Annotated in this window: 21 protein-coding genes and 3 pseudogenes; 18 read left to right on the top strand and 6 right to left on the bottom strand. The window is 38.2% G+C overall.

The window, feature by feature from the left end; all coding sequences use genetic code 11:
• Position 1: 1 nt before the first annotated feature.
• The 11 genes and pseudogenes from AC1TO5_RS00515 to AC1TO5_RS00565 all read left to right on the top strand — a co-directional run.
• The gene (locus AC1TO5_RS00515) at positions 2–394 is read left to right on the top strand and encodes an ectoine synthase (RefSeq protein ID WP_482060835.1); all 393 of its coding nucleotides are present in this window, start codon (positions 2–4) and stop codon (positions 392–394) included.
• A gap of 21 nt (positions 395–415) precedes the next feature.
• Positions 416–1,294, top strand: coding sequence for an ectoine hydroxylase (thpD, locus tag AC1TO5_RS00520; protein ID WP_482060836.1), 879 nt, complete (start codon positions 416–418; stop codon positions 1,292–1,294).
• Between the two features lie 193 nt (positions 1,295–1,487).
• The gene (locus AC1TO5_RS00525; RefSeq protein WP_482060837.1) at positions 1,488–2,672 is read left to right on the top strand and encodes a cation:proton antiporter; all 1,185 of its coding nucleotides are present in this window, start codon (positions 1,488–1,490) and stop codon (positions 2,670–2,672) included.
• Positions 2,673–2,818: 146 nt separating this feature from the next.
• A pseudogene (locus tag AC1TO5_RS00530) lies at positions 2,819–2,890 on the top strand (23S rRNA pseudouridine synthase F); the annotation flags it as partial.
• Between the two features lie 267 nt (positions 2,891–3,157).
• Positions 3,158–3,967 (top strand): hypothetical protein, encoded by an 810-nt coding sequence (locus AC1TO5_RS00535; protein WP_482060838.1) that lies wholly within the window; start codon positions 3,158–3,160, stop codon positions 3,965–3,967.
• A gap of 197 nt (positions 3,968–4,164) precedes the next feature.
• Positions 4,165–4,743, top strand: coding sequence for a TetR/AcrR family transcriptional regulator (locus tag AC1TO5_RS00540; RefSeq protein WP_482060839.1), 579 nt, complete (start codon positions 4,165–4,167; stop codon positions 4,741–4,743).
• Positions 4,744–4,993: 250 nt separating this feature from the next.
• Entirely contained in the window at positions 4,994–5,692 is a 699-nt protein-coding gene (locus AC1TO5_RS00545; RefSeq protein WP_482060840.1) for an SDR family oxidoreductase, read from the top strand.
• A gap of 34 nt (positions 5,693–5,726) precedes the next feature.
• The gene (locus AC1TO5_RS00550; protein ID WP_482060841.1) at positions 5,727–6,806 is read left to right on the top strand and encodes an alkene reductase; all 1,080 of its coding nucleotides are present in this window, start codon (positions 5,727–5,729) and stop codon (positions 6,804–6,806) included.
• A gap of 116 nt (positions 6,807–6,922) precedes the next feature.
• Complete coding sequence (locus AC1TO5_RS00555; protein WP_482060842.1) at positions 6,923–7,921, top strand: NADP-dependent oxidoreductase; 999 nt, start codon at positions 6,923–6,925, stop codon at positions 7,919–7,921.
• Positions 7,922–7,983: 62 nt separating this feature from the next.
• Positions 7,984–8,414 (top strand): annotated as a pseudogene (locus tag AC1TO5_RS00560) (MFS transporter); the annotation flags it as partial.
• 125 nt (positions 8,415–8,539) lie between these two features.
• Positions 8,540–8,869: pseudogene (locus AC1TO5_RS00565) on the top strand (S4 domain-containing protein); the annotation flags it as partial.
• Between the two features lie 33 nt (positions 8,870–8,902).
• Here the strand turns inward: AC1TO5_RS00565 and AC1TO5_RS00570 are convergent.
• Both AC1TO5_RS00570 and AC1TO5_RS00575 read right to left on the bottom strand, forming a co-directional pair.
• Positions 8,903–10,507 carry a hypothetical protein gene (locus AC1TO5_RS00570; protein ID WP_482060843.1) on the bottom strand — a complete coding sequence of 535 codons (1,605 nt, stop codon included), beginning with the start codon at positions 10,505–10,507 and terminating at the stop codon, positions 8,903–8,905.
• Positions 10,491–11,198 (bottom strand): ABC transporter ATP-binding protein, encoded by a 708-nt coding sequence (locus AC1TO5_RS00575; protein ID WP_482061787.1) that lies wholly within the window; start codon positions 11,196–11,198, stop codon positions 10,491–10,493. Before AC1TO5_RS00575 ends, AC1TO5_RS00570 begins: the two co-directional genes overlap by 17 nt.
• A gap of 388 nt (positions 11,199–11,586) precedes the next feature.
• On the opposite strand from AC1TO5_RS00575, the gene AC1TO5_RS00580 reads away from it, so the two are divergent.
• The 6 genes from AC1TO5_RS00580 (at position 11,587) to AC1TO5_RS00605 (ending at position 18,325) form a co-directional block, all read left to right on the top strand.
• The gene (locus tag AC1TO5_RS00580; protein WP_482061788.1) at positions 11,587–12,717 is read left to right on the top strand and encodes a DUF2515 family protein; all 1,131 of its coding nucleotides are present in this window, start codon (positions 11,587–11,589) and stop codon (positions 12,715–12,717) included.
• A 175-nt stretch (positions 12,718–12,892) separates the two neighbouring features.
• On the top strand, positions 12,893–13,768 hold the full coding sequence (locus AC1TO5_RS00585) for a type II toxin-antitoxin system SpoIISA family toxin (protein ID WP_482060844.1): 876 nt from the start codon (positions 12,893–12,895) through the stop codon (positions 13,766–13,768).
• A 705-nt stretch (positions 13,769–14,473) separates the two neighbouring features.
• Positions 14,474–14,899 (top strand): MarR family winged helix-turn-helix transcriptional regulator, encoded by a 426-nt coding sequence (locus AC1TO5_RS00590; RefSeq protein ID WP_482060845.1) that lies wholly within the window; start codon positions 14,474–14,476, stop codon positions 14,897–14,899.
• A gap of 106 nt (positions 14,900–15,005) precedes the next feature.
• Positions 15,006–16,046 (top strand): LLM class flavin-dependent oxidoreductase, encoded by a 1,041-nt coding sequence (locus AC1TO5_RS00595; protein ID WP_482060846.1) that lies wholly within the window; start codon positions 15,006–15,008, stop codon positions 16,044–16,046.
• Positions 16,036–17,172, top strand: coding sequence for an NtaA/DmoA family FMN-dependent monooxygenase (locus tag AC1TO5_RS00600; protein WP_482060847.1), 1,137 nt, complete (start codon positions 16,036–16,038; stop codon positions 17,170–17,172). Before AC1TO5_RS00595 ends, AC1TO5_RS00600 begins: the two co-directional genes overlap by 11 nt.
• Positions 17,173–17,215: 43 nt before the next feature.
• A complete protein-coding gene (locus tag AC1TO5_RS00605; RefSeq protein ID WP_482060848.1) occupies positions 17,216–18,325 on the top strand; it encodes a Gfo/Idh/MocA family protein in 1,110 nt (369 codons plus the stop codon).
• A 198-nt stretch (positions 18,326–18,523) separates the two neighbouring features.
• On the opposite strand, the gene AC1TO5_RS00610 is transcribed toward AC1TO5_RS00605, so the two are convergent.
• The 4 genes from AC1TO5_RS00610 to AC1TO5_RS00625 all read right to left on the bottom strand — a co-directional run bounded on the left by AC1TO5_RS00610 (position 18,524) and on the right by AC1TO5_RS00625 (position 21,089).
• The gene (locus AC1TO5_RS00610; RefSeq protein ID WP_482060849.1) at positions 18,524–18,955 is read right to left on the bottom strand and encodes a protein-tyrosine phosphatase family protein; all 432 of its coding nucleotides are present in this window, start codon (positions 18,953–18,955) and stop codon (positions 18,524–18,526) included.
• A 28-nt stretch (positions 18,956–18,983) separates the two neighbouring features.
• Positions 18,984–19,406 (bottom strand): arsenate reductase (thioredoxin), encoded by a 423-nt coding sequence (arsC, locus tag AC1TO5_RS00615; RefSeq protein WP_482060850.1) that lies wholly within the window; start codon positions 19,404–19,406, stop codon positions 18,984–18,986.
• Between the two features lie 25 nt (positions 19,407–19,431).
• Entirely contained in the window at positions 19,432–20,724 is a 1,293-nt protein-coding gene (locus tag AC1TO5_RS00620) for an arsenic transporter (protein WP_482060851.1), read from the bottom strand.
• 80 nt (positions 20,725–20,804) lie between these two features.
• The gene (locus tag AC1TO5_RS00625; protein ID WP_482061789.1) at positions 20,805–21,089 is read right to left on the bottom strand and encodes an ArsR/SmtB family transcription factor; all 285 of its coding nucleotides are present in this window, start codon (positions 21,087–21,089) and stop codon (positions 20,805–20,807) included.
• A 978-nt stretch (positions 21,090–22,067) separates the two neighbouring features.
• Here AC1TO5_RS00625 and AC1TO5_RS00630 point away from each other — a divergent pair.
• Positions 22,068–22,493, top strand: a complete 426-nt coding sequence (locus AC1TO5_RS00630) for a MarR family winged helix-turn-helix transcriptional regulator (protein WP_482060852.1) — start codon at positions 22,068–22,070, stop codon at positions 22,491–22,493.
• The last annotated feature ends 132 nt before the right edge of the window (positions 22,494–22,625 follow it).

Consider the following 22,625-nt stretch of genomic DNA (forward strand, 5'->3'; position numbering starts at 1 on the left):
GATGATCGTCAGGTATTTGGAGGAACGCATCGGTACCCCTAATGATGTGGATACCCCAACATGGAATAGTCGTAGATTGTTGTTAAAAGAGGATGGTGTCGGTTTTTCCTTACATGATACTCGGATTAAAGCAGGTACTGAGACAATGATCTGGTATAAGCACCATATCGAAGCTGTCTATTGCATTGAGGGAGAAGGGGAAATCGAATTAATTGACACGAAGGAAAAATTCCCTATTCGAGAAGGAATGCTGTATGTGCTTAATGGTCATGAGAAGCATTTGTTGCGAGGAACCACGGAAATGAGAATGGTGTGTATTTTCAATCCTCCTTGTACAGGGCAAGAGGTACATGATGAAGAGGGAGTATATGCGGATTATTCCGAAACAAACTAATAAAAAGGGAGTTTTTTTAATATGATTACAGATCAAAGATTGGATGATTATCCTACACGCAAGTATGCTGCCCCTCGGTTATTAGAACGAAAGGATCCTGTCGTGCACAATATGGTGCTTCAGCAAAAGGAGATTGGTGTTGCAGAGCTTGCTTCTTATGAAGAAAACGGCTATCTTTTCCTAGAGAATTTTTTTGGCGCAGATGAAGTGGAAAAAATCCAAGTGGAAATGAAACAACTACTACTTGATAGTCACGGCTCAAAAAAATCCGAAGTTATTCTTGAACCAGAGAGCGAAGAAGTGAGATCCATATTCGCGGTACATGAGAATAATGATTGTTTCAGGGAGTTAGCAGCTTCTCCACGATTATTGGCTATCATCGAACAAATTCTAGGTAGTGAGGTCTATATCCATCAATCAAGAATTAATTTCAAGCCAGGTTTCAAAGGTAAAGAGTTTTATTGGCATTCGGATTTTGAGACTTGGCATGCTGAAGATGGAATGCCGCGAATGCGGGCACTAAGCTGTTCCATCGCACTTGAAGATAATACGCTATACAATGGAGCGTTAATGGTTATTCCTGGTTCTCATCGTGTATTTGTTAGCTGTACAGGTGAAACGCCGGATGATCACTATAAAGACTCTCTCAGACGACAGGAATACGGGGTTCCCGATGAAGAGAGTTTAACTAAGCTTGTTAATCAATCCGGGATACAAATGCCAGTTGGTAAAGCCGGATCCGTTCTATTATTTGATTGTAACCTGATGCATGGTTCCAGCGGCAACATTTCCCCGTACCCACGAAGCAATGCATTCTATGTCTATAATAGTGTCGAGAATAGACTTCAAGATCCATATTCTACAGGTACACCAAGACCTGGCTTTATTGCTACTCGCTAAAAATGTATTAGAAGTTGCACATAAGCCGTTCTATACAGTATAATTGATTCAACTTAATAAATCACGATCTCGGAGGAGCCTGTCACCAAGGGTGTGCTATGCGGTTTTTTAGCAAAGCAACTGTTGGTATGACAGGCTCTTTTTGTGTTTTATTGATTCAGGTTAATTAATGACAAAAGAAGGGAAGAGTTAGATGGAGTTTATTTTATATTTAGTATTGATTCTATTTTTCACAAAGATTGCAGGAGATATATCCGTAAGACTAGGTCAACCATCTGTTCTAGGTAAGCTAATTGTAGGAATAATATTAGGTCCAGCGGTTCTAGGTTGGGTTGAAAGTAATGATTTCATTCATTATGTATCAGAGATAGGCGTAATACTACTTATGTTCATTGCAGGGCTAGAAACTGATTTGGAACAGTTGCGTAAAAATTGGAAATCAGCTTTTTCAGTTGCAGTAGCTGGAATTATACTTCCATTTATAGGTGGGTATGGTGTAGCAGTACTGTTCGGCTTGAATCATATTTCCGCCTTATTTATGGGTGTATTATTCAGTGCAACATCGGTAAGCATTTCTGTTCAAGTCTTAAAGGACATGGATCGACTGAATTCACGGGAAGGGACAACCATTTTAGGAGCAGCAGTAGTAGATGATGTATTAGTTGTTTTACTCTTGGCTATCATGATGAGCTTTCTTGGGACAGGTGAAGAGATATCATTAGGATTGATTATTGGGAAAAAGCTTATATTTTTTGTTGTGATTGTTGCAGTAGGATGGTTAGTAGTTCCAAGATTCTTGAAATTATTATCTAATCTTAAAGTAACGGAAGCTGTTATAACAATGGCGTTAATGATATGTTTTGCCTTTGCATATTTTGCTGACTTAATGGGTATGGCAGGTATTATAGGTGCTTTTGCAGCTGGTATTGCTATTTCTCAAACTTCATTTAAACATGCAGTTGAAACTAAGATCGAACCTATTGCATATTCCATTTTTGTTCCCGTATTTTTCGTGAGCATTGGGTTAAACGTATCCTTTGAAGGAATAGGACAACAGATTGCTTTTGTGATTGTACTAACAGTAGTCGCTATTCTTACCAAGTTAATTGGTGGTGCGTTGGGAGCGCGAATAACAGGATTCGATAATCGTTCTTCTTGGGCAATTGGCTCTGGAATGATATCTAGAGGGGAAGTTGCGTTAATCATTGCTTCCACGGGCTTACAAGCTGGATTACTAATGCCTGAATATTTCACTTCGGTTGTTCTTGTTGTAATTGCCACAACTCTAGTTGCTCCGCCAATGCTAAAAATATTTTTCAAGGAACCTGCTAAACCAATTTATAATAAATACGATAAAGAACTTGAACGAAGTTTTTAAAATTAGAATAATCTCCAACAACTTTGTTAAACGTAAAATGGAGCAGTTGTATTCAGCAGCTGCTCCTTTTAATGTTGAGTATAAAGACGCCGCTACAAAGAAAGCTTTGTAGTTTTCATAATAGTATGAAAGAAAGTAGGTTAAGCATGAGAATCAATAAGTACATAAGTGAAACTGGATGTTGTTCGAGGCGGGAAACTGATCATTTAATTGAAGCAAAAATAATATATGGTGACAGTGGAGAGAATTAGAAAACGATGAATTAAAAGCACTCTTTGCTCAGCTATAGTAAACATATCTAAGAGATTGCACCACTAACCGTTTTTTGCAGTAAACATTCCATCAGATTAGACGCAACTAACAGACAGAACATTTCCAATATGTGGTGTAGCTTATTTATACCACACTTGTGGATTTCGCAGATTCTGGCTACGCAAACGGAGTGCTGGACGGAATGCCCGGCGTGCAGAGAGAAGCAGACGGCGATGACCAATGAAATGGTGGAGGGCAGCCTGCTTCAACCTTCAGAAGATCAGCCCACCCTTATGAATCACGATCTCGCTGCGAAGAGAGTGTTAAAACGAATTAAGCGAAGATGGACTCTTAGCGCGGCGGTTCTTCTGTTACTCGTACCGTTCATATGGTTGGGCGTGAATCAGTATCGGGGTGAAGGGATTTCTTACAAGAATCTTTATGATCATTACAGCGCGTCCAGGTTTTTTCATACTATAAAAGAAGGAGACTATGAGGAAGCCTTTACTTATGTGTATGTGAAATATTATTACGAGGATTTGCAAGAAAGTTTGCCACTCGTTGCGAAGGAGCTCCGCAAGGAAGATTTCCAATACGAGAAGCTTAAGGATGATAAGTTTTATTATACGAACGAAAGTACGAAGATTTCCGAAGAGGACATCGATGAATGGTTGAGGGATCGGAATGAATACTATAACAAAAACAAAGATTTGACGTATGAGCAGTTCTATGAGATTAGTAAAAGAAATTTTATAAGGAATCTGCAGCAGTGGAAAGAAAACGGATACCAGATTACAAGATTTAGCTGGGATTCCTCCTATTCCACAGATGTAGTACACCGTGATGATCTCAATCATATTGATTTCAATGTCCATGTCCGGAATCGCGACCAAACGACGAGGACAGGCGAAATAAGTCTCGTTGGAAACGACAAAGGAAAATTTTTGTTCACTGGAGGTTCTTATAAATCTGGCGATGAGAAGAGAGAACTCCTAATCGGGAGCCTAATCTCGGCAATATCGATTTCGGATTCAGATAGTTGATAACGTATAAATAGATCACAATTCTTCGCTAGCGCGTTTTATTGTTTTATTGATTTATAGATATAAGTTCTTGTCTTTTTCTCCGAACAAGAACTTATATCTGTAGCCAATAATGGACAAGAACATATATAGTGAATTACGTTTCTTTACTGATCGTTCTCAATATGTTATATTATCGATGGGAGGAGGAGAACAGAGTGGCAAGAAGCAAAGAATTCGAAGAGAACGTAGTATTAGATAAGGCGATGAAACTCTTTTGGGAACAAGGTTATGAGAAGTCATCTATGACAGATCTGGTCGAGCATATGGGGATCCATCGCAGAAGTTTGTATGACACATTTGGCGACAAACATACGCTGTTTTTGAAGGCTATGGATCGATTCCGCGATAAGGTGAATGCTGAGATTGCAGGACAAGTTAAACGCTCTAAGACTGCAACAGAGGCACTAGAATTTATTTTTGATTTTATGATAAATGGTGAAGAGGATTCGCCTTCAGGCTGTTTAATGGTGAATTCAGCGGTGGAGTTGGCACTACGCGATGCCGATGTGGATTCAAAGTCAACTGAATCGTTCACATTATCAGAGCAGCTATTCACGGATATTATTCTGTGGGGGCAGCAAAATGGGGAATTTAACTCAGATTGCAATGCCAACGAACTTGCGGAACAATTGCATGCAGTATGTGTTGGGTTAAGGGTAATGACAAGAACCTCCATGCCGAAAGAAAAAATACAACGCATAGCAAGTTTTTCTATAAAACTATTAGATAAGTAACTATTTTATATTTAGGATGACTGTTCCTGTTCCTGTTCCTATTTTAGTAAGCCCGTAGTTACTTATCATAAGAAAGATGTAAGGGTAATGTTCACTATGTACATTTTAGAATGATCGTTCTCGAATTTGTTTCTAAGCTTGCTTGAAGTTTTCTCTATGTAACCCATTCTTATGCGTTTTCTAGAATGATCATTCCCGAATAGGTGCAGTACAAAAATGAAATAATACATGATAAAAGGAGTAGTTACTATTGAAAATTTCTGAACAAGTCGCATTTGTCACTGGAGCAAACCGCGGCTTAGGTCGCCAACTAGCTCTTGAACTTCTATCAAGAGGGGCTAAGGTTTATGCTGGTGCAAGAAATCCGGAAACCATTGACATTCCAGGTGTAATACCTGTGAAGCTGGACATTACGAACCCTCAAGAAGTAGCTGCTGCGGCTAAGGTCGCTAAGGATACTACACTTTTAATCAACAATGCTGGTTCGTCTACAGGAGCTTCCTTACTAGACGGGGATCTTGATAAAATACAATTGGAGTTTAATACACATTTCTTTGGCACGCTTTCCATGGTTCGTGCTTTCGCACCGATTATTACAAATAACGGAGGAGGATCGATTCTCAATATTCTTTCCGCCTTGTCTTGGGTTAGTTCCGGATCTGTTGGGGCATATACTGCTGCAAAAGCGGCTGAATGGGCATTAACGAACGACCTACGTTTAAATCTGTATCCTCAAAATGTGAAAGTAATAGGATTACATGTGGGGTATATGGACACAGATATGTTTAAAGGGTTAGAAGCTTCCAAATCCAATCCAAAGGATATTGCCAAAATAGCTATTGATGGTATAGAAGCCGACCACTTTGAAATTATTGCTGATGAAATAAGTCGAAACATACAAAGCGCACTTGCAGGTGGGGTTTCTGCGATATATCCACATTTATCTTAATACAAATGACAAATTTTAAATAGGAGTGTAATAAATGGATAAAATATGGAGCAAAACAAAAGTCGGGAATTTGGAATTATCTCATCGCCTAGCAATGGCACCAATGACACGTAGTAGATCGAATGAAGATGGTACACCGGGAGAATTAACAGCCCTTTACTATACTCAACGAGCGTCAATGGGACTCATAATTACAGAAGGTACACAACCTTCTGATGATGGTCAAGGATACTTATTGTCACCTGGAATATATACGGATAAGCATATTGAAGGATGGAAAAAGGTTACCAATGCAGTGCATGAAGCAGGTGGATATATATATATTCAATTAATGCATGCTGGTCGCATGTCGCACCCAGACAATACACCACATCATCGTCAACCTGTTGCGCCATCTGCAATCGCACCAGGTGCTGAAATGTTTACCGCTAAAGGTAAGCAGGACATCCCTGTTCCGCGTGAATTAAGTATAGGGGATATTCAAACGACCATTGCTGACTTCCGAAAAGCAGCAGCTGCGGCAATTAAAGCAGGTGCGGATGGCGTTGAAATTCACGGAGCAAATGGGTATCTGATTAATCAATTTATCGGTGAAAATTCAAATACACGGACAGATGAATATGGCGGATCTATAGAAAATCGTACTCGCTTCGCGATTGAAGTAACAAAAGCAATCGTCGAAGAAATTGGAGCAGAAAGAACAGGTTTCCGTATTTCGCCAGGAACACCTCTTGGTGGGATACAAGATGGTGAACATGGCCCTGAACTTTATCGTTATCTTGTAAAAGAATTAGCTCAATTGGATTTAGCTTATCTTCATATCATGCATCTCGGGAACGAAGAGTTGCTCCAAGACATTCGCTCAATCTGGACGAATCCTATGTTAGTCAATCGTGCCGGACGAGCTCTAGAAGATTTAAGTATCGATCTTGATAATGGTCTTGCTGACCTAGTACCCGTCGGTGCATGGTCATTAGCTAATCCGGATTTAGTAGAACGGCTGAAAAAAGGTACTCCATTAAATTCAGCAGACCCTACAACATTTTACGGTGGCGGAAGCAAAGGTTATACGGATTATCCAACGATGAAAGATTTGGAACAAGAGAGTAAATAGCTTGTATTGAAAAAATGGCGTACATCTAATGATTGTACGCCATAAATTTATCTGGAATAATCATTGCACTTTAATAAAGCGAGTGCTACAAGACTGCAGAGGAAGAGGATGAAAACATGAAAGCCGCTCAAATGTTGAAATATTCTAAAGAAATACAAGTGGTAATTAATGATGTTAAAATGCCGGAAATCAAAAACGATCAGGTTCTTATTAAAGTGAAAGCTGCTGGTGTAAATCCATTAGATATACTAATTCTAAATGGCAGTGTTCGCATGGTAACTGATTATAATTTCCCACTAACTTTAGGGAATGAACTTTCCGGTGTTATTGAGGCTGTTGGAAAAGATGTTGTAAACTTTCAAGTTGGTAACCACGTATATACGAGGTTACCAGTGAATCAAATAGGTGCTTTTGCTGAATATGCGGCGGTCAATGCAGATGCTATATCTATCATGCCTAAAAATCTATCGTTTAATGAAGCGGCAGCAGTACCTCTCACTGCTTTGACTGCGTATCAAGCATTAAATGAGGTACTCCATGCTCAACCTGACCAAAAGCTATTTATTCCTGGCGGTACTGGCGGATTTGGTGCCATGGCAATCCCTATCGCTAAATCAATGGGGTTATATGTCATTACAAGTGGAAGTGAACGAGGTAGATCACGTACATTGTCAATTGGCGCAGATCAATTCATCAATTATCATGAGGAAAACTATGCTGATATTTTATCTGATATAGATTATGTGATCGATACGTTGGGAACGCAAGAAATAAAAGCTGAACTAGGTATTTTAAAACCCCATGGAAAATTAGTCTCATTGAAAGCCGTACCTAATTATCGCTTTGCGGTTGACAATAATTTTCCCATGTGGAAAAAATTATTGTTTGGCTTGGTCGGTGCACGCATTGATGCTTTAGCACGTAAACATAACAATGAATATCATTTTTTATTTGTACAAGCCAATGGAAGTCAATTACAAGAAATCACTACACTTGTTGAAAAAGAAGATATTAAACCCTCTATAGACTCAACTTATTTGTTTGCTGACATAAACAAGGCATTAACAAAAGTTGCTACTGGTCACTCCCAAGGCAAAGTTATTGTAACCTTTTAAGTTATATACGATCATACTTATAATAGTCGAAATTATTACTTTTATTAAGTAAATAACATCGATGTGTACTACGCTTCATAGCTGGATTCTGCCTTGGCGGTGAACTGCCCGTCGCGACTAAGCTCGTATCAGAGTCGGTACCTATAAAAGATAGAGGACGTGCGGTTGTTCTACTTGAAAGTTTTTGGGCATTTGGTTGGATTGCTGCGGCACTGATCGCTTACTTTGTTATTCCTGAATATGGCTGGCGTATGGCCTTTGTAATCGGTGCATTTCCAGATTTCTACGCGTTATATCTTAGGAGAGCTATTCAAGACTCGCCAATCTTTAATAAACTGCAAAGTCGAAAGTTTACTTTTAAGGCTAGGATAGCGACTGTCTGGTCCGTAAAACACCGTAAGTCGACGATTACTTTGTGGATCTTATGGTGATCATAACACTGGCACAGATTCCGGGCTATTTTACTGCGGCATACTTTATTGAGAAATTCGGAGACGGAAGGAATATTAATTGCGTCTGGAATTTGTCTATCCTTCGACAGTACGCGCGACCGGTGTTGGACTGGCTGTAACAGAGATAGCTTAGTTGTCTTCATAATAGTAGGAAAGTAGGCTCATCATGAGAATCAATAAATACATAAGTGAAACTGGATTTTGTTCGAGACGGGAAACTGATCGTCTAATTGAAGCAAAAAGAATTACGATAAATGGTGTTATATGTGAGGCAGGGGCCGATGTAAATCCGAGTGATGTCGTACTTATAGATGGAGCTCCGATAGCTAGTAAAGCGGAGCCCGTCTATCTTGCACTCAATAAACCAATTGGGGTTACTTGCACGGCATCAAAAGAAGTGGCAGGGAATATTATCGACTTTGTAAATTTTCCTACTCGGATCTTTGCTATCGGCAGATTGGATAAAGCATCAATGGGTCTAATTCTATTAACGAGCTAAATGAACGATCGCCATGCTCTTTCTATAGATTTATTTGATACGGAATGTACGCAAACCATATTTTCTAACGAGAATAAGGGAAAGGATTAAATAAGCCAGTGTAGCAATAATTACGCTAGCTGTAAAAATATCAGCTGGAGCTCTTAAGAATAGACAGAATCCACTAATTGCCGAAATTAATATATTTATAACATAATACATCGGGTTTTTCATATTAAGTTCCGTAGAGTAAGGCTGAAAAATATAATACATAAATAAATGATGAATGGAGAAAAAGACTGACAAAAAGATGACAGATACCCACAGCAAGAGTAATTCCGTATTCCACCATTCAGCTCCAGCCACGATCATTAAAACCGTCAAACCTGTAGCTAATGTAGCTGCGATTAGTAAATTTAGACTGACAATTTTGATCAATCGTATACAAAAATGTTCAAATACCGAATTTCGATAGAAACTGTATCGCAGTAAACTTAAATCACAATTATAGAACATAGCTCTACTTATTGTTTCTCCAACAGACAAGAGAAACATAACTGCAAATAAAATCGGATAGATAGTTCCGAGTGCGGCAGTTATTAACTCTCCCTGTTCAGGGAGTGCAATAATAGTACCGAATCCTACAGCGATGAGTATACAGATAATCGCTATTCTTATGTATATCGGTTTTCTAATTAAGCTACGATGTCGAGAGAAGAAAATAGTGTTCAAATAGTTGTAACCTTGCTTAGATTCAACCATTTGCTGTTTGTCGTTTATGGAATAATCGCTTATCTTTGACTCAACGCTCGTTTTTTGCGCTTCAGACATCATACGTCCTATATCTAATAGAGGATCATCTTTCTTAGTTGCTGCATCAACAATTCCACTGTAATCGGAATATTGTGCAAGTTTAACGGCAGCGAAAATACCAGTTATGAAGAATATGATATAGGCAGGTACGCTTAGAATGAGAGAAGCGGTTATCGGTAGCACATCGAGAAGAAGTGGTAGATAAGCTAATGCATAGCCAATTCCGATTGTCATCCATACTATCACCATATTTTTTATTAAGACTATACCGGTTTTAGTAAAAAGTTTAAGGTGGAGATACTCTGTTAGAATCCGCCAAAGAGTTAGAGATAGTGTTAGTACAATTGCATCTAAGATAGAAGCTTCTAATAATGTAGAGAATATTATGATTGATGGTACTAAATACATCAAAAAAGTAATATAACGATAACCTAATGAAGCTAGCATATATGTTGCAGAAGATAACCTCATTAATTTTATTGCAACATATTTCTCACGTTTAGGCTCTAATATGGTGGCAACCCCGACAGCTCCGATAATAAAACTAAGAAAGAAAAAAATATGAATAAAATGTTGAAGTTGATCTGCTGTAGAGAGTGTTTTACCTAATATAATAACAGGTAAGAAGATAAACAATCCTACATAAGCAAATCTCAGCATAAAGCCCCACAGTAGACTTAAAATAAATACGACAATCGCAACAGCCTTTTTCATATTTAAATTGGCGTAAACGCGATCTGGTATGTGCTTGCCTAAAAATGGAAGATTCTGTATGTAATATAGAAATAAATTACTTAGAGTAGAAGTACGAATGTTAAGAAGCGTTTTAAGTGTTGTCAACATGACCATCATCCTTCAACAGATTTATAATACTTTGTTCGAATTCAGTACTATGTAGCAGCTCAGTTGATACAGAGGATAATTTACCATTGTTCAGTACGACTAGCTCATCACATAAATCGGATGCAAGCTGTAAAATATGGGTGGAGAAAATTAAAATATGATCGTTTTTCATTTCTCTGAGCATATTTTTCATTTCGATAGCAACAATAACATCAAAGGAAGTAAGTGGTTCATCGAGTAAAATGATAGGCGGTTTCGTTATTAAAAATAGTAGCATTTGAATTTTGTTCTTCATTCCATGTGAATAGCCTTTTATGAGTCGATGTTTATCCTCATTTGTAATAGTCATCATGTTAAAGTAATCATCAATACTTCGATCCATCTGTACTTTATTTTTATTAATATCCATAAAGAACTTTACAAATTCATAGCCAGTCAAGAACTCGGGCAGAATCGGAAGGGAGTATACATAACCAATATCCTCGTGATTTAACTCCCTAACAACTCCATTCTCATCAAGCAAAACTCGTCCGCCATCGAAAGACATTTCCCCGCTTAGGCAGTTAAACAATGTCGTCTTACCAACACCATTGCGCCCAAGAAGTCCGTAAATTTTCCCTTTTTCAAATGTAAAACTAGCTCCTTGGAGAACCTTTTTATCATCAAATTGTTTGACGATATCTTCGATCACCAGATGCAACTACAACTCCTCCATTCGTTGAAAACATTAGTTAATATGGTGTTACGTAATAGATAAACTAAATGTTTCAATTGATAAATTCGACAATACATAGAGTATTTTCTATTTAAGTTAGCAATGAGAATTAACACATACAGGGTAATCTCTTCGGACAGCGCAAAGCTTAGGGCGACTGGGGAGAATGAAATAAAAGGAATAGTAAAAATATTGGTTGTGGAAGATGATAATGAAATTAATAAATTACTGCACTGGCCCGGCCAACGAGCGGAGCAGTCAGCTTGTTTGGAGAAAGCAGGTGATTGATTCCCTGTCATTAATTTCTAAAGTCCTTAATAAAATAATCATATAGACATCGGTTTCCATAGGGGAGTGGGTTAATATCTTTTCCACCAGAAAACGCCAAACAACACCACTTGAAACGATTCGCAAGGAATTAAAGAAAAAAATGAAACACTCCACTTCCATTTCGAATAAGCTAACGTTTTCAGAGCAAGAGCTTTTGAATAAAATTAGACGGATGACCCAAGAGCACAATCTAAATAATGTGACCCGAACCAAGGCCTATCTCGAGGTTTATCTTCGGCATCCTGAAATCCACTGGGCATTTTTAGGACATATGGTATCACGGAACGGCGGATGGAATATGACCGATCTCAAGGGAGAGTTTCTATCCAAACTACTCTCACGGAAGGAGCAGGAATCATTTTTTCATTTTTTAGAACGCGGCAACTGGCTGATTTTCCAAGATATATACCCGCAATTTCTGCTTTACGATGAGAGTTTAAGGCATAATAGACCCATGTTTTATCTACTCCCTCAACTAAATATTTCTATGTTTATGGAGACGGTTTGGAACTATTTTTGGAGAGTTCGAGATACGTATATTCTTTGTATAGCGTTAGTCATCAATGAACAAAGCTACTTGGAACAAAGGGTCGTTCAAAATCCCCATTATCAAAAAGAAATATTCAACAACATCGGATTTCATCTTCAGAACTGGCTGCCACTGAATTACATTGTTTTCCCTTCGGAGGGTAACAATGTTAAGGGGCAGACTCTTCAACAATTCCAGTCTCTCCATGAGCGAATTTCACTTGGCAAAAGGCTGTATGCCGTTTTATTTAAAAATACAGATTTTCATAGACAGGCCCTTGGTTGGGCGAAATATCATCCGCATACTGGATCAAGGAAAGATTATTGGCCGCATTTATTCAATAATGTAAATGAAGCTATACCGGGAAAAACTTATCCATTAAGGTTAAAATCGTGCCGGCTTCGCAAGGGAGCCAGGAGAATTTACAGCCCAAAACTTGAACATTCTTGGAAAAATGTCAGCCCGCCGGAAGCAGAACCGGGTGATTGGTTTCAAGATGTAAGCGTGGTGGATTATTTAGAGGATGACCTAGATATGATAGACGGAGAGATTAAGAATGAATACTGTAAAACATTGGAACTGCTCGAGGTTGCCGCACTTGGCAAAAAAACAATTAACTTCTTTGAACTAAAATAATTTAATATGTGCAGTAATCAAAATTAACAAATAAGAATAAGTGGGTGTCAAAGGCTGATCATCAGATTATTGATGATCAGCCTTTGGCATATTCGGCAGCCCGATCTTGAGAAAAAATGAATAGTGAAGGAGTAAAGATTATGAAGTATAATGGAAAAAGAAAGGAGGTATACGATTGGTAGCAACTTGGTATATGGTTTTAATATTCATCATATTTTTGGTGGGGATCGCATTCAGCATAGGTCTATACATTTGGAATCGAGAGTTTTATCTGAAGCATCGCGTAGCTATTCGAAAGATATATTACGGTGTGGTTGTTGTCTCGTCCTTCTTTTTATGGTTATTTGGCGTATTTCCCGATGTGGGAGAAAACCTTCAGCATTTGATCACTCTAGTGATAAGTGTAGTTATCATTGATCTATTCGTCTTTCAAACACCTGATATTACGAAGTTCATGTCGAATGAATTAAAGCAAGAAGGGTTAGTTGATAGTATCAATAAAAATCGGGGAACGTTTATTGAGTTAAGTGAAAAACTCATTAAAGTAAATCAAATAGTGCCAAAAAATATGTCTGACTGGCATATGGATGAGTTTCAATTCACTTCTGAAAAATATGAAGAATCAGTTCTCGCATATTTAAGAAGCTTTGCATCATCGTTCCAGTTTGATGTCTATTCTTATATCGTAGAGTCTTCTCCTATTGAGAGGGAGTTTAAAGAGAATGTAACAGCTGCCTACAATGAAATTATGAAGGATCACAACCTCTCTTTAAGGGGAGTTGGCATGAGAAGTAGTCAGGGTATCAAGACGATTCTTGAAGGAGAAAACATCGAAATAATTGAAAGTGATTGCTCCTCTGTGTTATTCCCTTACTTTGGGGAGTATTACAATTTGATCTTTCTTGTTAGTTCGAGGAAAAAAAGTGAGGTAACAGGCGCAGATGCTTCTCTAATGTTAAATCTGTTATACACGTTCGATTTGTGGTTAAAAGCAAACGAAGATGATTTATTGTCTCATGATGTTGAAATCGATGATGAGTCAGAGTCATGAGAATAAGTTGGAAATCCATTGATACATATGATATGATAAGGTCAACAGTGAAAGGAGAGTGGAAGATATGTCAGTTGAGTCACCTTTAAAACCACAACGGAATAAACAAACAAACCAGGCTTCCCGTCACAGCACTGTGCCTCCTAGAAATCCAAATAAACGACCAACAACCATTAACATGGAACGCTCAATTGGACGAATGAAATCAAACGACATGGACGTAATTAGACAAGCTAAATAAAATAAATTAAAAAGAGAAAGCGATTGTATTATTGCTTTCTCTTTTTTTTGGTTACTTTTCCGATTTTTCGCATAAACTATTGAAAACAATCGGAAAAGGTGTGTTCTAAGTTATGGAGAAAAATCAAAAAAGATTAGCGCCTAAGAATCCAAATAAGCGAGCATGTGTAGCAAAAAATATCACTTTCACGGTTCAAAAGGAAAATGAGAACTGGATCCGTCTTCTGTCTAAAAAATCACCGCTTTAAAAATAATGCACCTGCTAAATATGATGATTAATAGCCAAGTGAAATAGAAGGTACTTTTCTCCGACAAATGTTTTTGGCTTTTTCTCAGGGATTTGTAATTTCTTTTTCAGATATTATACGGAGCTATAAGTTTAAATTCTGAAGTATGTTGACTCATAAATTTGACTGTGATATATTTAGCTTACTAAATAAATTATAACTATTTGAGGGTTGCCACATGAGCGATAAAGTTGATTGTGATATTCGTGAGTTGTTTGATAAAATATCAGCTCGCACGCGTCGAGATTATAGCGAAAGTCTTAGAGATCTTAATCTTTATGTAGGCCAGGATAATTTACTTTATCGATTGTGGTCAGGTGATGGCGTTACACAAATGCAGCTATGTGAACACTTAAAATGTGAACCACCTACTGTATCTAATATGGTTAAATCTCTTGAACAAAATGGATTTATTTATCGAAAACGTGATGAAAAAGACGCAAGGGTTGTGCGAATCTTTCTAACTCAACAGGGTAAAGAACTAGAAGAACCCATAGCTATCAAGTGGAGACAGCAGCAAGACAAATTACTTCAATCGATTTCACCAGATGAACGCTTATTACTAAGACGACTTATGCAGCAAATGGAGAGTAACTTATTTTAAGTTCTCTTTAATTGAAACTTATTTAGCAAGCTAACTAAATGTTTAGCAAGCTAAATAAATCTGAAAGTACCACTATCAATTAATTCGTTATAAAGGAGTAAATCCCATGAATCCAACTTTGAAAGAACCAACGTTAAGATTATCGATATTAGATTTCGTACATGTATACAAGCACTCTAACCCTAAGGAAAGTCTTGAAAATACTACTGAGGTAGTCAAGTTAGCTGATCAACTAGGTTATACGAGATATTGGTTTACTGAACATCACAATACATCAAGTCAAATCAGCACGTCGCCAGATTTGCTAAGTCTACATGCAGCATCCCATAGCCAACACATTCGTGTAGGTTCAGGAGGGATAATGTTGCCTAACTATAGTCCATTGAAAGTGGTTGAGAACTTTAGCCTACTTGAAGCTCTTCACCCAGGAAGGGTTGATCTTGGAATAGGTAGAGCTTCAGGAACAGATGGTCTAACAGCAAGGGCATTACAAGTATCACGTGATGATTTTTCAGTTCAATTAGACCAATTGCTTTCCTTCTTTTCGCGAAGTTTTCCTGACAATCATCCATATCGTAATATTAATCCTCCTGGAGATGCATCTTTGATCCCCGATCTATATATGTTGGGATCAAGTCAGGGAGGTGTGCAGTTTGCAATTGAAAAAGGGCTCGGGTTTGCATTTGCTGCACATATATCCCCAAAATTGGCAATACCAGTTTTGAGAGCGTATCGCGAGAATTTCACACCTTCATTGTATATGAATGAACCTAAAAGTATGTTGGCTATCGCAGTTATTACTGCGGAAACTGAAGAAGAAGCAAAATATTTGAGTGGTCCGGTAGAACTCATGTGGGCAAGAATGGTTACTGGGTCACCTAATTTAACCTTCCCTAGCTTAGAAGAAGCAGCAACACATGTCTATACTCCTGATGAAGAAAGAGCTAGAGAATATAATCGAGATAGATTTGTTATCGGAAGTATTGAAAGTGTAGCCGGCCAACTAAGAAAAATGGTAAAAGAAGCTTGGGTTGATGAAATTATGATCGCAGATTTTTATCCCGAACAGACTGCACGACTAAAAGCATATCAATTATTGGCTAAAGAATTTAACCTTAACAGAAAAGTGGGACATCATGCGAAATAAAAAACAACTTAAAATAGGCGCAATTGTCGATGGCCTAGGTTGGAGTCATACAGCATGGCGTCATCCTGATATGCCTACCAATGCAAGCGAGAATATAGAGTTTTATGTAACTAAAGCCCAAAGATTAGAAGCAGGTAAATTTGATATGATCTTTTTAGCTGATGTAAGTCATGTTGGACCTGGAATGATACCACACTATTTAAGCATGTTTGAAGGTATTTCGATTCTGTCGGCACTTAGTATGGTAACTAGTCATATTGGACTTGTCGCAACCATTGCAACGTCTTATGCAGACCCATTTACAGTAGCTAGACAAATAGCATCACTCGATAAAATAAGCAAAGGGAGAGCTGGTTGGAATGCCATTACTTCAAATCCAGGAGGGTTGGCTAACTATAGTAGGAGACATCTTTCGAAGTCTGATCTTTATCCGATGAAAGAGGAGTTTCTGGAAGTTGTTGAAGGACTCTGGGATTCTTATGAAGATGATGCTTTTATTCGGGATAAAAAAAGTGGGATCTTTTTGAATCCCAATAAGATGCATCCCTTGAATTATAGAGGAAAGTACTTTTCAGTTGATGGTCCATTAAATATTAGTCGTTCTGCTCAAGGTAGACCTGTGATCTTCCAAGCTGGAACTTCATACGAATTTATGGATATCGCTTCTAAACATGCGGAAGGCGTGCTTGTAAATGGGGATGATTTTCATTATGCCAAGCAATTCAGTCATGAGTTAAAAAGAAGAGTATCTACTGCAGGAAGAGCAACCGATGACTTCCTCATTATGCCTACGCAAAGTCCTATTGTAGGAAGAACAGAAGCAGAAGCAAATGAAAAATTTCAAGAGTTAGAACGTTTAATGCCCCCAGGCTATCGCTTACCGAAGCCATTATTTTTCGGGTCAGCGGACGATGTCGCTGATCAAATTGAACATTGGCATGAAGAGGGAGCAATGGATCTACTGTTACTTAGACAGGAGCATCCTTCAGGTTTTGATGACTTTATTGATTTAGTAATTCCTATACTACAGAAAAAAGGTATCTTCCGCACAGAGTATGAATCCTCTACATTACGCGGAAACTTAGAACTTCCCTACATTGCTAATAGATACGCTATGAAGAAGTAATTCTAACACAATCTTATAAATTGAAATTAAGGAGCTGTTTTTCATGAGTAAAAAATTACGAGTAGGTATTATAGGTGGTTCTATTAATAACGGATGGGCTAGAGGGACACACATTCCAGCAATTGAGCACCTGAATGAGCTTGAACTCACGGCAGTTGGGACGAGCAATATGGAGAGTGCCAAGCAAAGCGCTGATGCCTTCAAGGCAAGTCATGCTTTTGATACAGTGGAAGATTTGGCTCAACATTCCGATGTGGATATAGTGGTCGTCAGCATCAACGTAAAGGAACATTATGACGCAGTAAAAGCTATTATTCCTGCCGGAAAACCAATTTATTGTGAATGGCCTCTGGGATCTAATACGGCTGAAGCGCTCGAAATGAAGGAATGGGTGGAGTCCCGACAATTGCCAAATGCGATTGGATTGCAGTCAAGACAGGCCCCAGCAATCAATTATGTGAAAGATTTATTGGCGGAAGGCTATGTTGGAAAACTTCTGTCGGCCAATTTAAAGATCTCTATTGATGGAATGGGTGGAGTGGCTGACAAGGCTACTGCTTACCTATTTGATCGGAAGATAGGGGGGAACTTACTCACTATTGTAGGCGGACATAATCTTGATGCATTTACCTACATGCTTGGAGAGTTTAAAGAACTTTCAGCCGTCACTGCGCAACAATTCCCAGAAGTCGAATTGGTGGATATTCAAAAAGTCATTAAAAAAACGACAGATGATCAAATACTGATTACAGGAAAATTGACCAACGGCGCAACAGCCAGTGTTCATATACAAGGGGGAGTTAAGCACCACACCGGGCTTACTCTTGAAATTTTTGGAGACAAGGGAACCATCGTACTCAATGCGCCTGCTTCCATTCAATTTGGATCACACCAATTATGGGGTGCAGGTCATAATGATAAAGAGCTTCATGAATTAACAATCCCAGATTCTTATTATTGGGTACCAGATTCCCTTAAAAACGATGCAGGGTTTGTTCTGAATGTCGCTCAGGCGTACAGTAAGTTTGCTAAAGATATACAAGAAGCAACATCCCTAACACCTAGTTTTGCGGATGCGGTAAAACTGCATCAACTTCTTGATGCAGTGGAAAAAGCAGCACAAACTGGAGAACGTCAGTACCTTTTGAATTAATATCATGTGTTGTTGTGCTAACTGGAAACAGTATTTTAACAACACATGGGTAGCTGACAAGAGAATCAGCTCTTTCGTGTAAACTTATTAAGTTATTAAATTGTTGAACATGAAAATCAAGTATGATCACACTATTAATATAAGTTCATGTAGAAAAGGAACGTTTACCGGCAATCTGCCTTGCAAACGTTCCTTTTATTATGAATATATGGCTTCTAATGATTTTCGCTGCGCTGGCTTAATATTTAATATAGAGCGGATACTTTTGGCTTGCTGCTCAGCTTCTTCAATGGTATTGGCTAATCCTAACTCGAGGAGAGTTCCAAAAGCAACGGTCCCTGTACGACCTTTACCACCTCCGCAATGAAAAGCGACCTTTTTTCCTTCTCTGTAGGAATCTACTACAGCTTTAATGGCTGATCGTAGTAATTCAACCTGTGGAGCATTAGCTTCATCTCCCAATGGCACCTTGATCCATTCTAATCCTTCACGACTCGCAGCACACTGCTCAGCTTCTTCTCTTAAATCAACAACAACCTCAACATCTTCATTATTCACCATTGTTTGTACGTCTTGGGCACCGCCCATATATATTCGACCAGGTATTAATTCATGATATACTTTGTTCATTTTCCACTCCGCCTTTTACAAATATTTTCTATTTTCCTTCTTTCACAAAGGTTTCGATACGCGACTTAATTGCATCTCGAACGTTACGGAATTGTGCCATAATTTCTTCTTCTGTACCCGTAGCTTTGGCAGGGTCATCGAAGCCCCAATGCCATTTCACTACATTAGGATTAGAAACAACAGGACAATGCTCATCAGCATGACCACAAAGCGTGATGACATAATGAGCGCGATTCAAAACTTCCGGATCGATCACATTAGATGTGTTTTGGCTAATATCAACGCCTGCTTCAGCCATGACTTGAACTGCTCTTGGATTCAAACCGTGAGCTTCCAGACCAGCACTTTTCACTTCGTATTGATCACTTCCGAGAGCATTAAGAAATCCATCCGCAATTTGACTTCGACAAGAGTTACCCGTACATAAGAAATAAACCAGTTTCTTTTCCATTTTTAAGATCTCCTTTGAAATTCAATTAGTGTATAATACTAAGCCATAAGTAAAGGCCTAATAGTGTAATAAATAGTACAGGAAGTGTTAAAACGATTCCGATCTTAAAGTAATAACCCCAAGTAATTTTTACACCTTTTTTGGATAGTACATGAAGCCACAACAAGGTAGCTAATGAACCAATTGGAGTAATTTTAGGGCCTAAATCAGAACCAATCACATTCGCATAAATTAAAGCTTCTCTTATCACACCACTTGTATCGGTGCCTTGAATAGCCAGAGCATCAATCATAACCGTAGGCATATTGTTCATAAGTGAAGAGAGTATAGCGGCAATGAAGCCCGTTCCAATCGTTGCCACAAATAAACCTTGATCCGCTGTCCATTGAAATACTTTTCCAAGCTGATCCGTAAGACCAACATTACGAAGCCCATAAACCACAACATACATACCGATAGAAAAGACGACAACTGACCAAGGTGCTCCTTTGATCACTTTACCTGTTTGAACAATCGAACTTTTACGTGCTGCAATAATAAATATAATTGCTGCTATACCTGCAATAATGGATACAGGAATATGGATAAACTCACTTATTACATAAGCAATTAATAGAGCCGCTAATACAATCCATGATAGCTTAAACATGCGCATATCTTTAATCGCGTTACGAGGGAGTTTTAGCTGGTTTAGATCATAGGTTTTAGGAATACTCTTCCTGAATAGCAAGAATAAAACGAGTAAACTAGCACCAACAGCGAAGATATTCGGAACAATCATTCGACTTGCATACTCTGCAAATCCAATTCCGAAGAAATCGGATGAAACGATATTAACCAAGTTACTGACAACAAGTGGGAGAGAGGCAGTATCTGATATAAATCCACTGGCCATAATGAACGGCAGTATCATTCGATCGTCAAATTTTAATGCCCTAACCATAGCAAGCACGATGGGAGTTAAGATCAGTGCAGCTCCATCGTTCGCGAAGAAAGCTGCAACAGCTGCCCCCAGCAAAACCACATAAGTGAACATAAGATAGCCGTTCCCTTTAGCAAACCGTGCCATATGAAGAGCAGACCATTCAAAAAAACCAATCTCGTCAAGGATGAGTGAAATAAGAATAACTGCCACAAATGCAAGTGTTGCATTCCATACGATGCCGGTGACATCCCAAACGTCCTGAAGATCGACGACCCCAAATAGAAGGGCAAGGACGGCACCGCCAAGAGCAGAATAACCGATGTTTAGACCTTTAGGCTGCCAGATGACGAAAATGAGTGTAATAATAAATATAATAGCCGCAATAACTAACATACGAACCTCCTAAAACTTTTTGTAGCTTTCTTTTACACATCTTAGAAAACAAAAAGTAACTTCGAAAGCATAAGCTTCTTTTAATTACAACATTCCGGATTTAACTTATTTAATTGATTCTTCATGGAAGGAAGCTCTTCAATAATACCCTTTAGATAGGGCTTATCATCTACATTCAATGAATAATAAATCCATTGGCTACGCCTAGTTTCTGAGACAAGTCCACCTGTTTTTAATTTTCTTAAGTGCTGACTTATGTTTGGCTGCGTTGTTTCTAGAATGTCTACGATATCGCATACACACAATTCTTTCTCTTTAAGGAGAGCAAGTATGTTTAAGCGTGTTCTATCGGCTAGTAACTTCATTGTCTCTACAAGTGTTTCTGTGTTTTTCGTCAAAAAATTTCACTCCTTTACTTTATCTCGAGATTAGCTGTAGGAGTAACCACACTCCATACCGTTCCTTTACAGTTTTTATTATACACATTCTTGTATATAAGTAAACAGTTATATTAGTGTTTGATTATATACAAACCCCTCCTTCAAAAATACCTGCATATTGCAAGTATTGAAGTTATAACTAATTAAGATGTGAGTGTTGTGGTTTATAGATATTATTCAAAAGCTATCATTACCAGAGGATGAAGGGTGTATATTCTGCATTTACCAACTGAAGGAATAGATCAATAAAACAATCCTGTTATGAAACTGTTGAAAATCCGGCTAAAGAAAAAACAGCGAACATTGGCTGTCCACCTATATCAAGTACAACTGCAACATCATCGTGTTACGGATGAAAAAAATCAAAGCAAGCAAATAAATAGCCGTAGTAAGCCTGTCATCTTACTTGCGCTAATCGTATAGCATAATTGTTCTCCTTACTAATTGAAGGAACAACAAACATGCTATACGGATGGGCACAAGGCTTCGTTTTTCGGCTCATTTTAAGGTGCATCTGGGGGATAGCATGGTCAATACTTCGTCGATTCTTGTGGTTTTATTGGGAAAATAAAGTATTGGACTGAGAAATAACGTGTTAGACTGTCGCTACTTCGTTAAGCGGGGCGGGCAGTTTACGTTAATGACATTCAAAATAATACACTCACAAAATCGCTAGACTTAGAGTGTATTCTAGTCAATGATATCGAATTTCAGGCTTTAAAGAGAATAAAATCAGTGGGAATTTGAGACGTTAATTAAATGGAATATGCGAAACTTGGAAATAATGACTTCGCGCTGCCCTGACTGTATGAGCTTTGGTGTACCAAGTCATGTTGACACAAGGATATCACCGTGATATATTTAGTGGGCTAACTATAATTTGACTGCTGAGGAGATATATTAATGTCTAATACATTGGATTGCGATATTCGTCAGTCGTTAGATAGAATTTCCTCTCAAATGCGTCGAGATTATAGCGAATCTCTAAGAGAAATTAACCTTTATGTAGGCCAGGATAATTTACTTTCTCGTCTGTGGTTAGGCGATGGAGTAACGCAAATGCAACTATGTGAACATTTAAATTGCGAGCCGCCGACGGTAACAAATATGGTTAAATCATTGGAGCAAAACGGATTTATATACCGTAAACGCGATATACATGACGCAAGGGTTATGCGAATTTATCTGACGGAAAAAGGAAAAGAATCAGAGAAGCCGGTTGATTTCAAATGGAAACAGCAGCAAGAAAAATTACTGAATTCCATTTTACCAACAGAGCGCTTATTGTTAAGGCGGCTTTTGAAACAAATGGAGAGTAACTTATTATAAGTTTTCTCTTGCATCTTAGTTAGCATACTAACTAAAATACTTTACTTAGCATACTAACTTATTTTTAGTTATTTAGCTTGCTAAGTAAAGTATTTTGCATAGATATTATAAGTTTTTTGCTGAGTTGGCATA

This window comes from Paenibacillus sp. Y930, assembly GCF_056786375.1.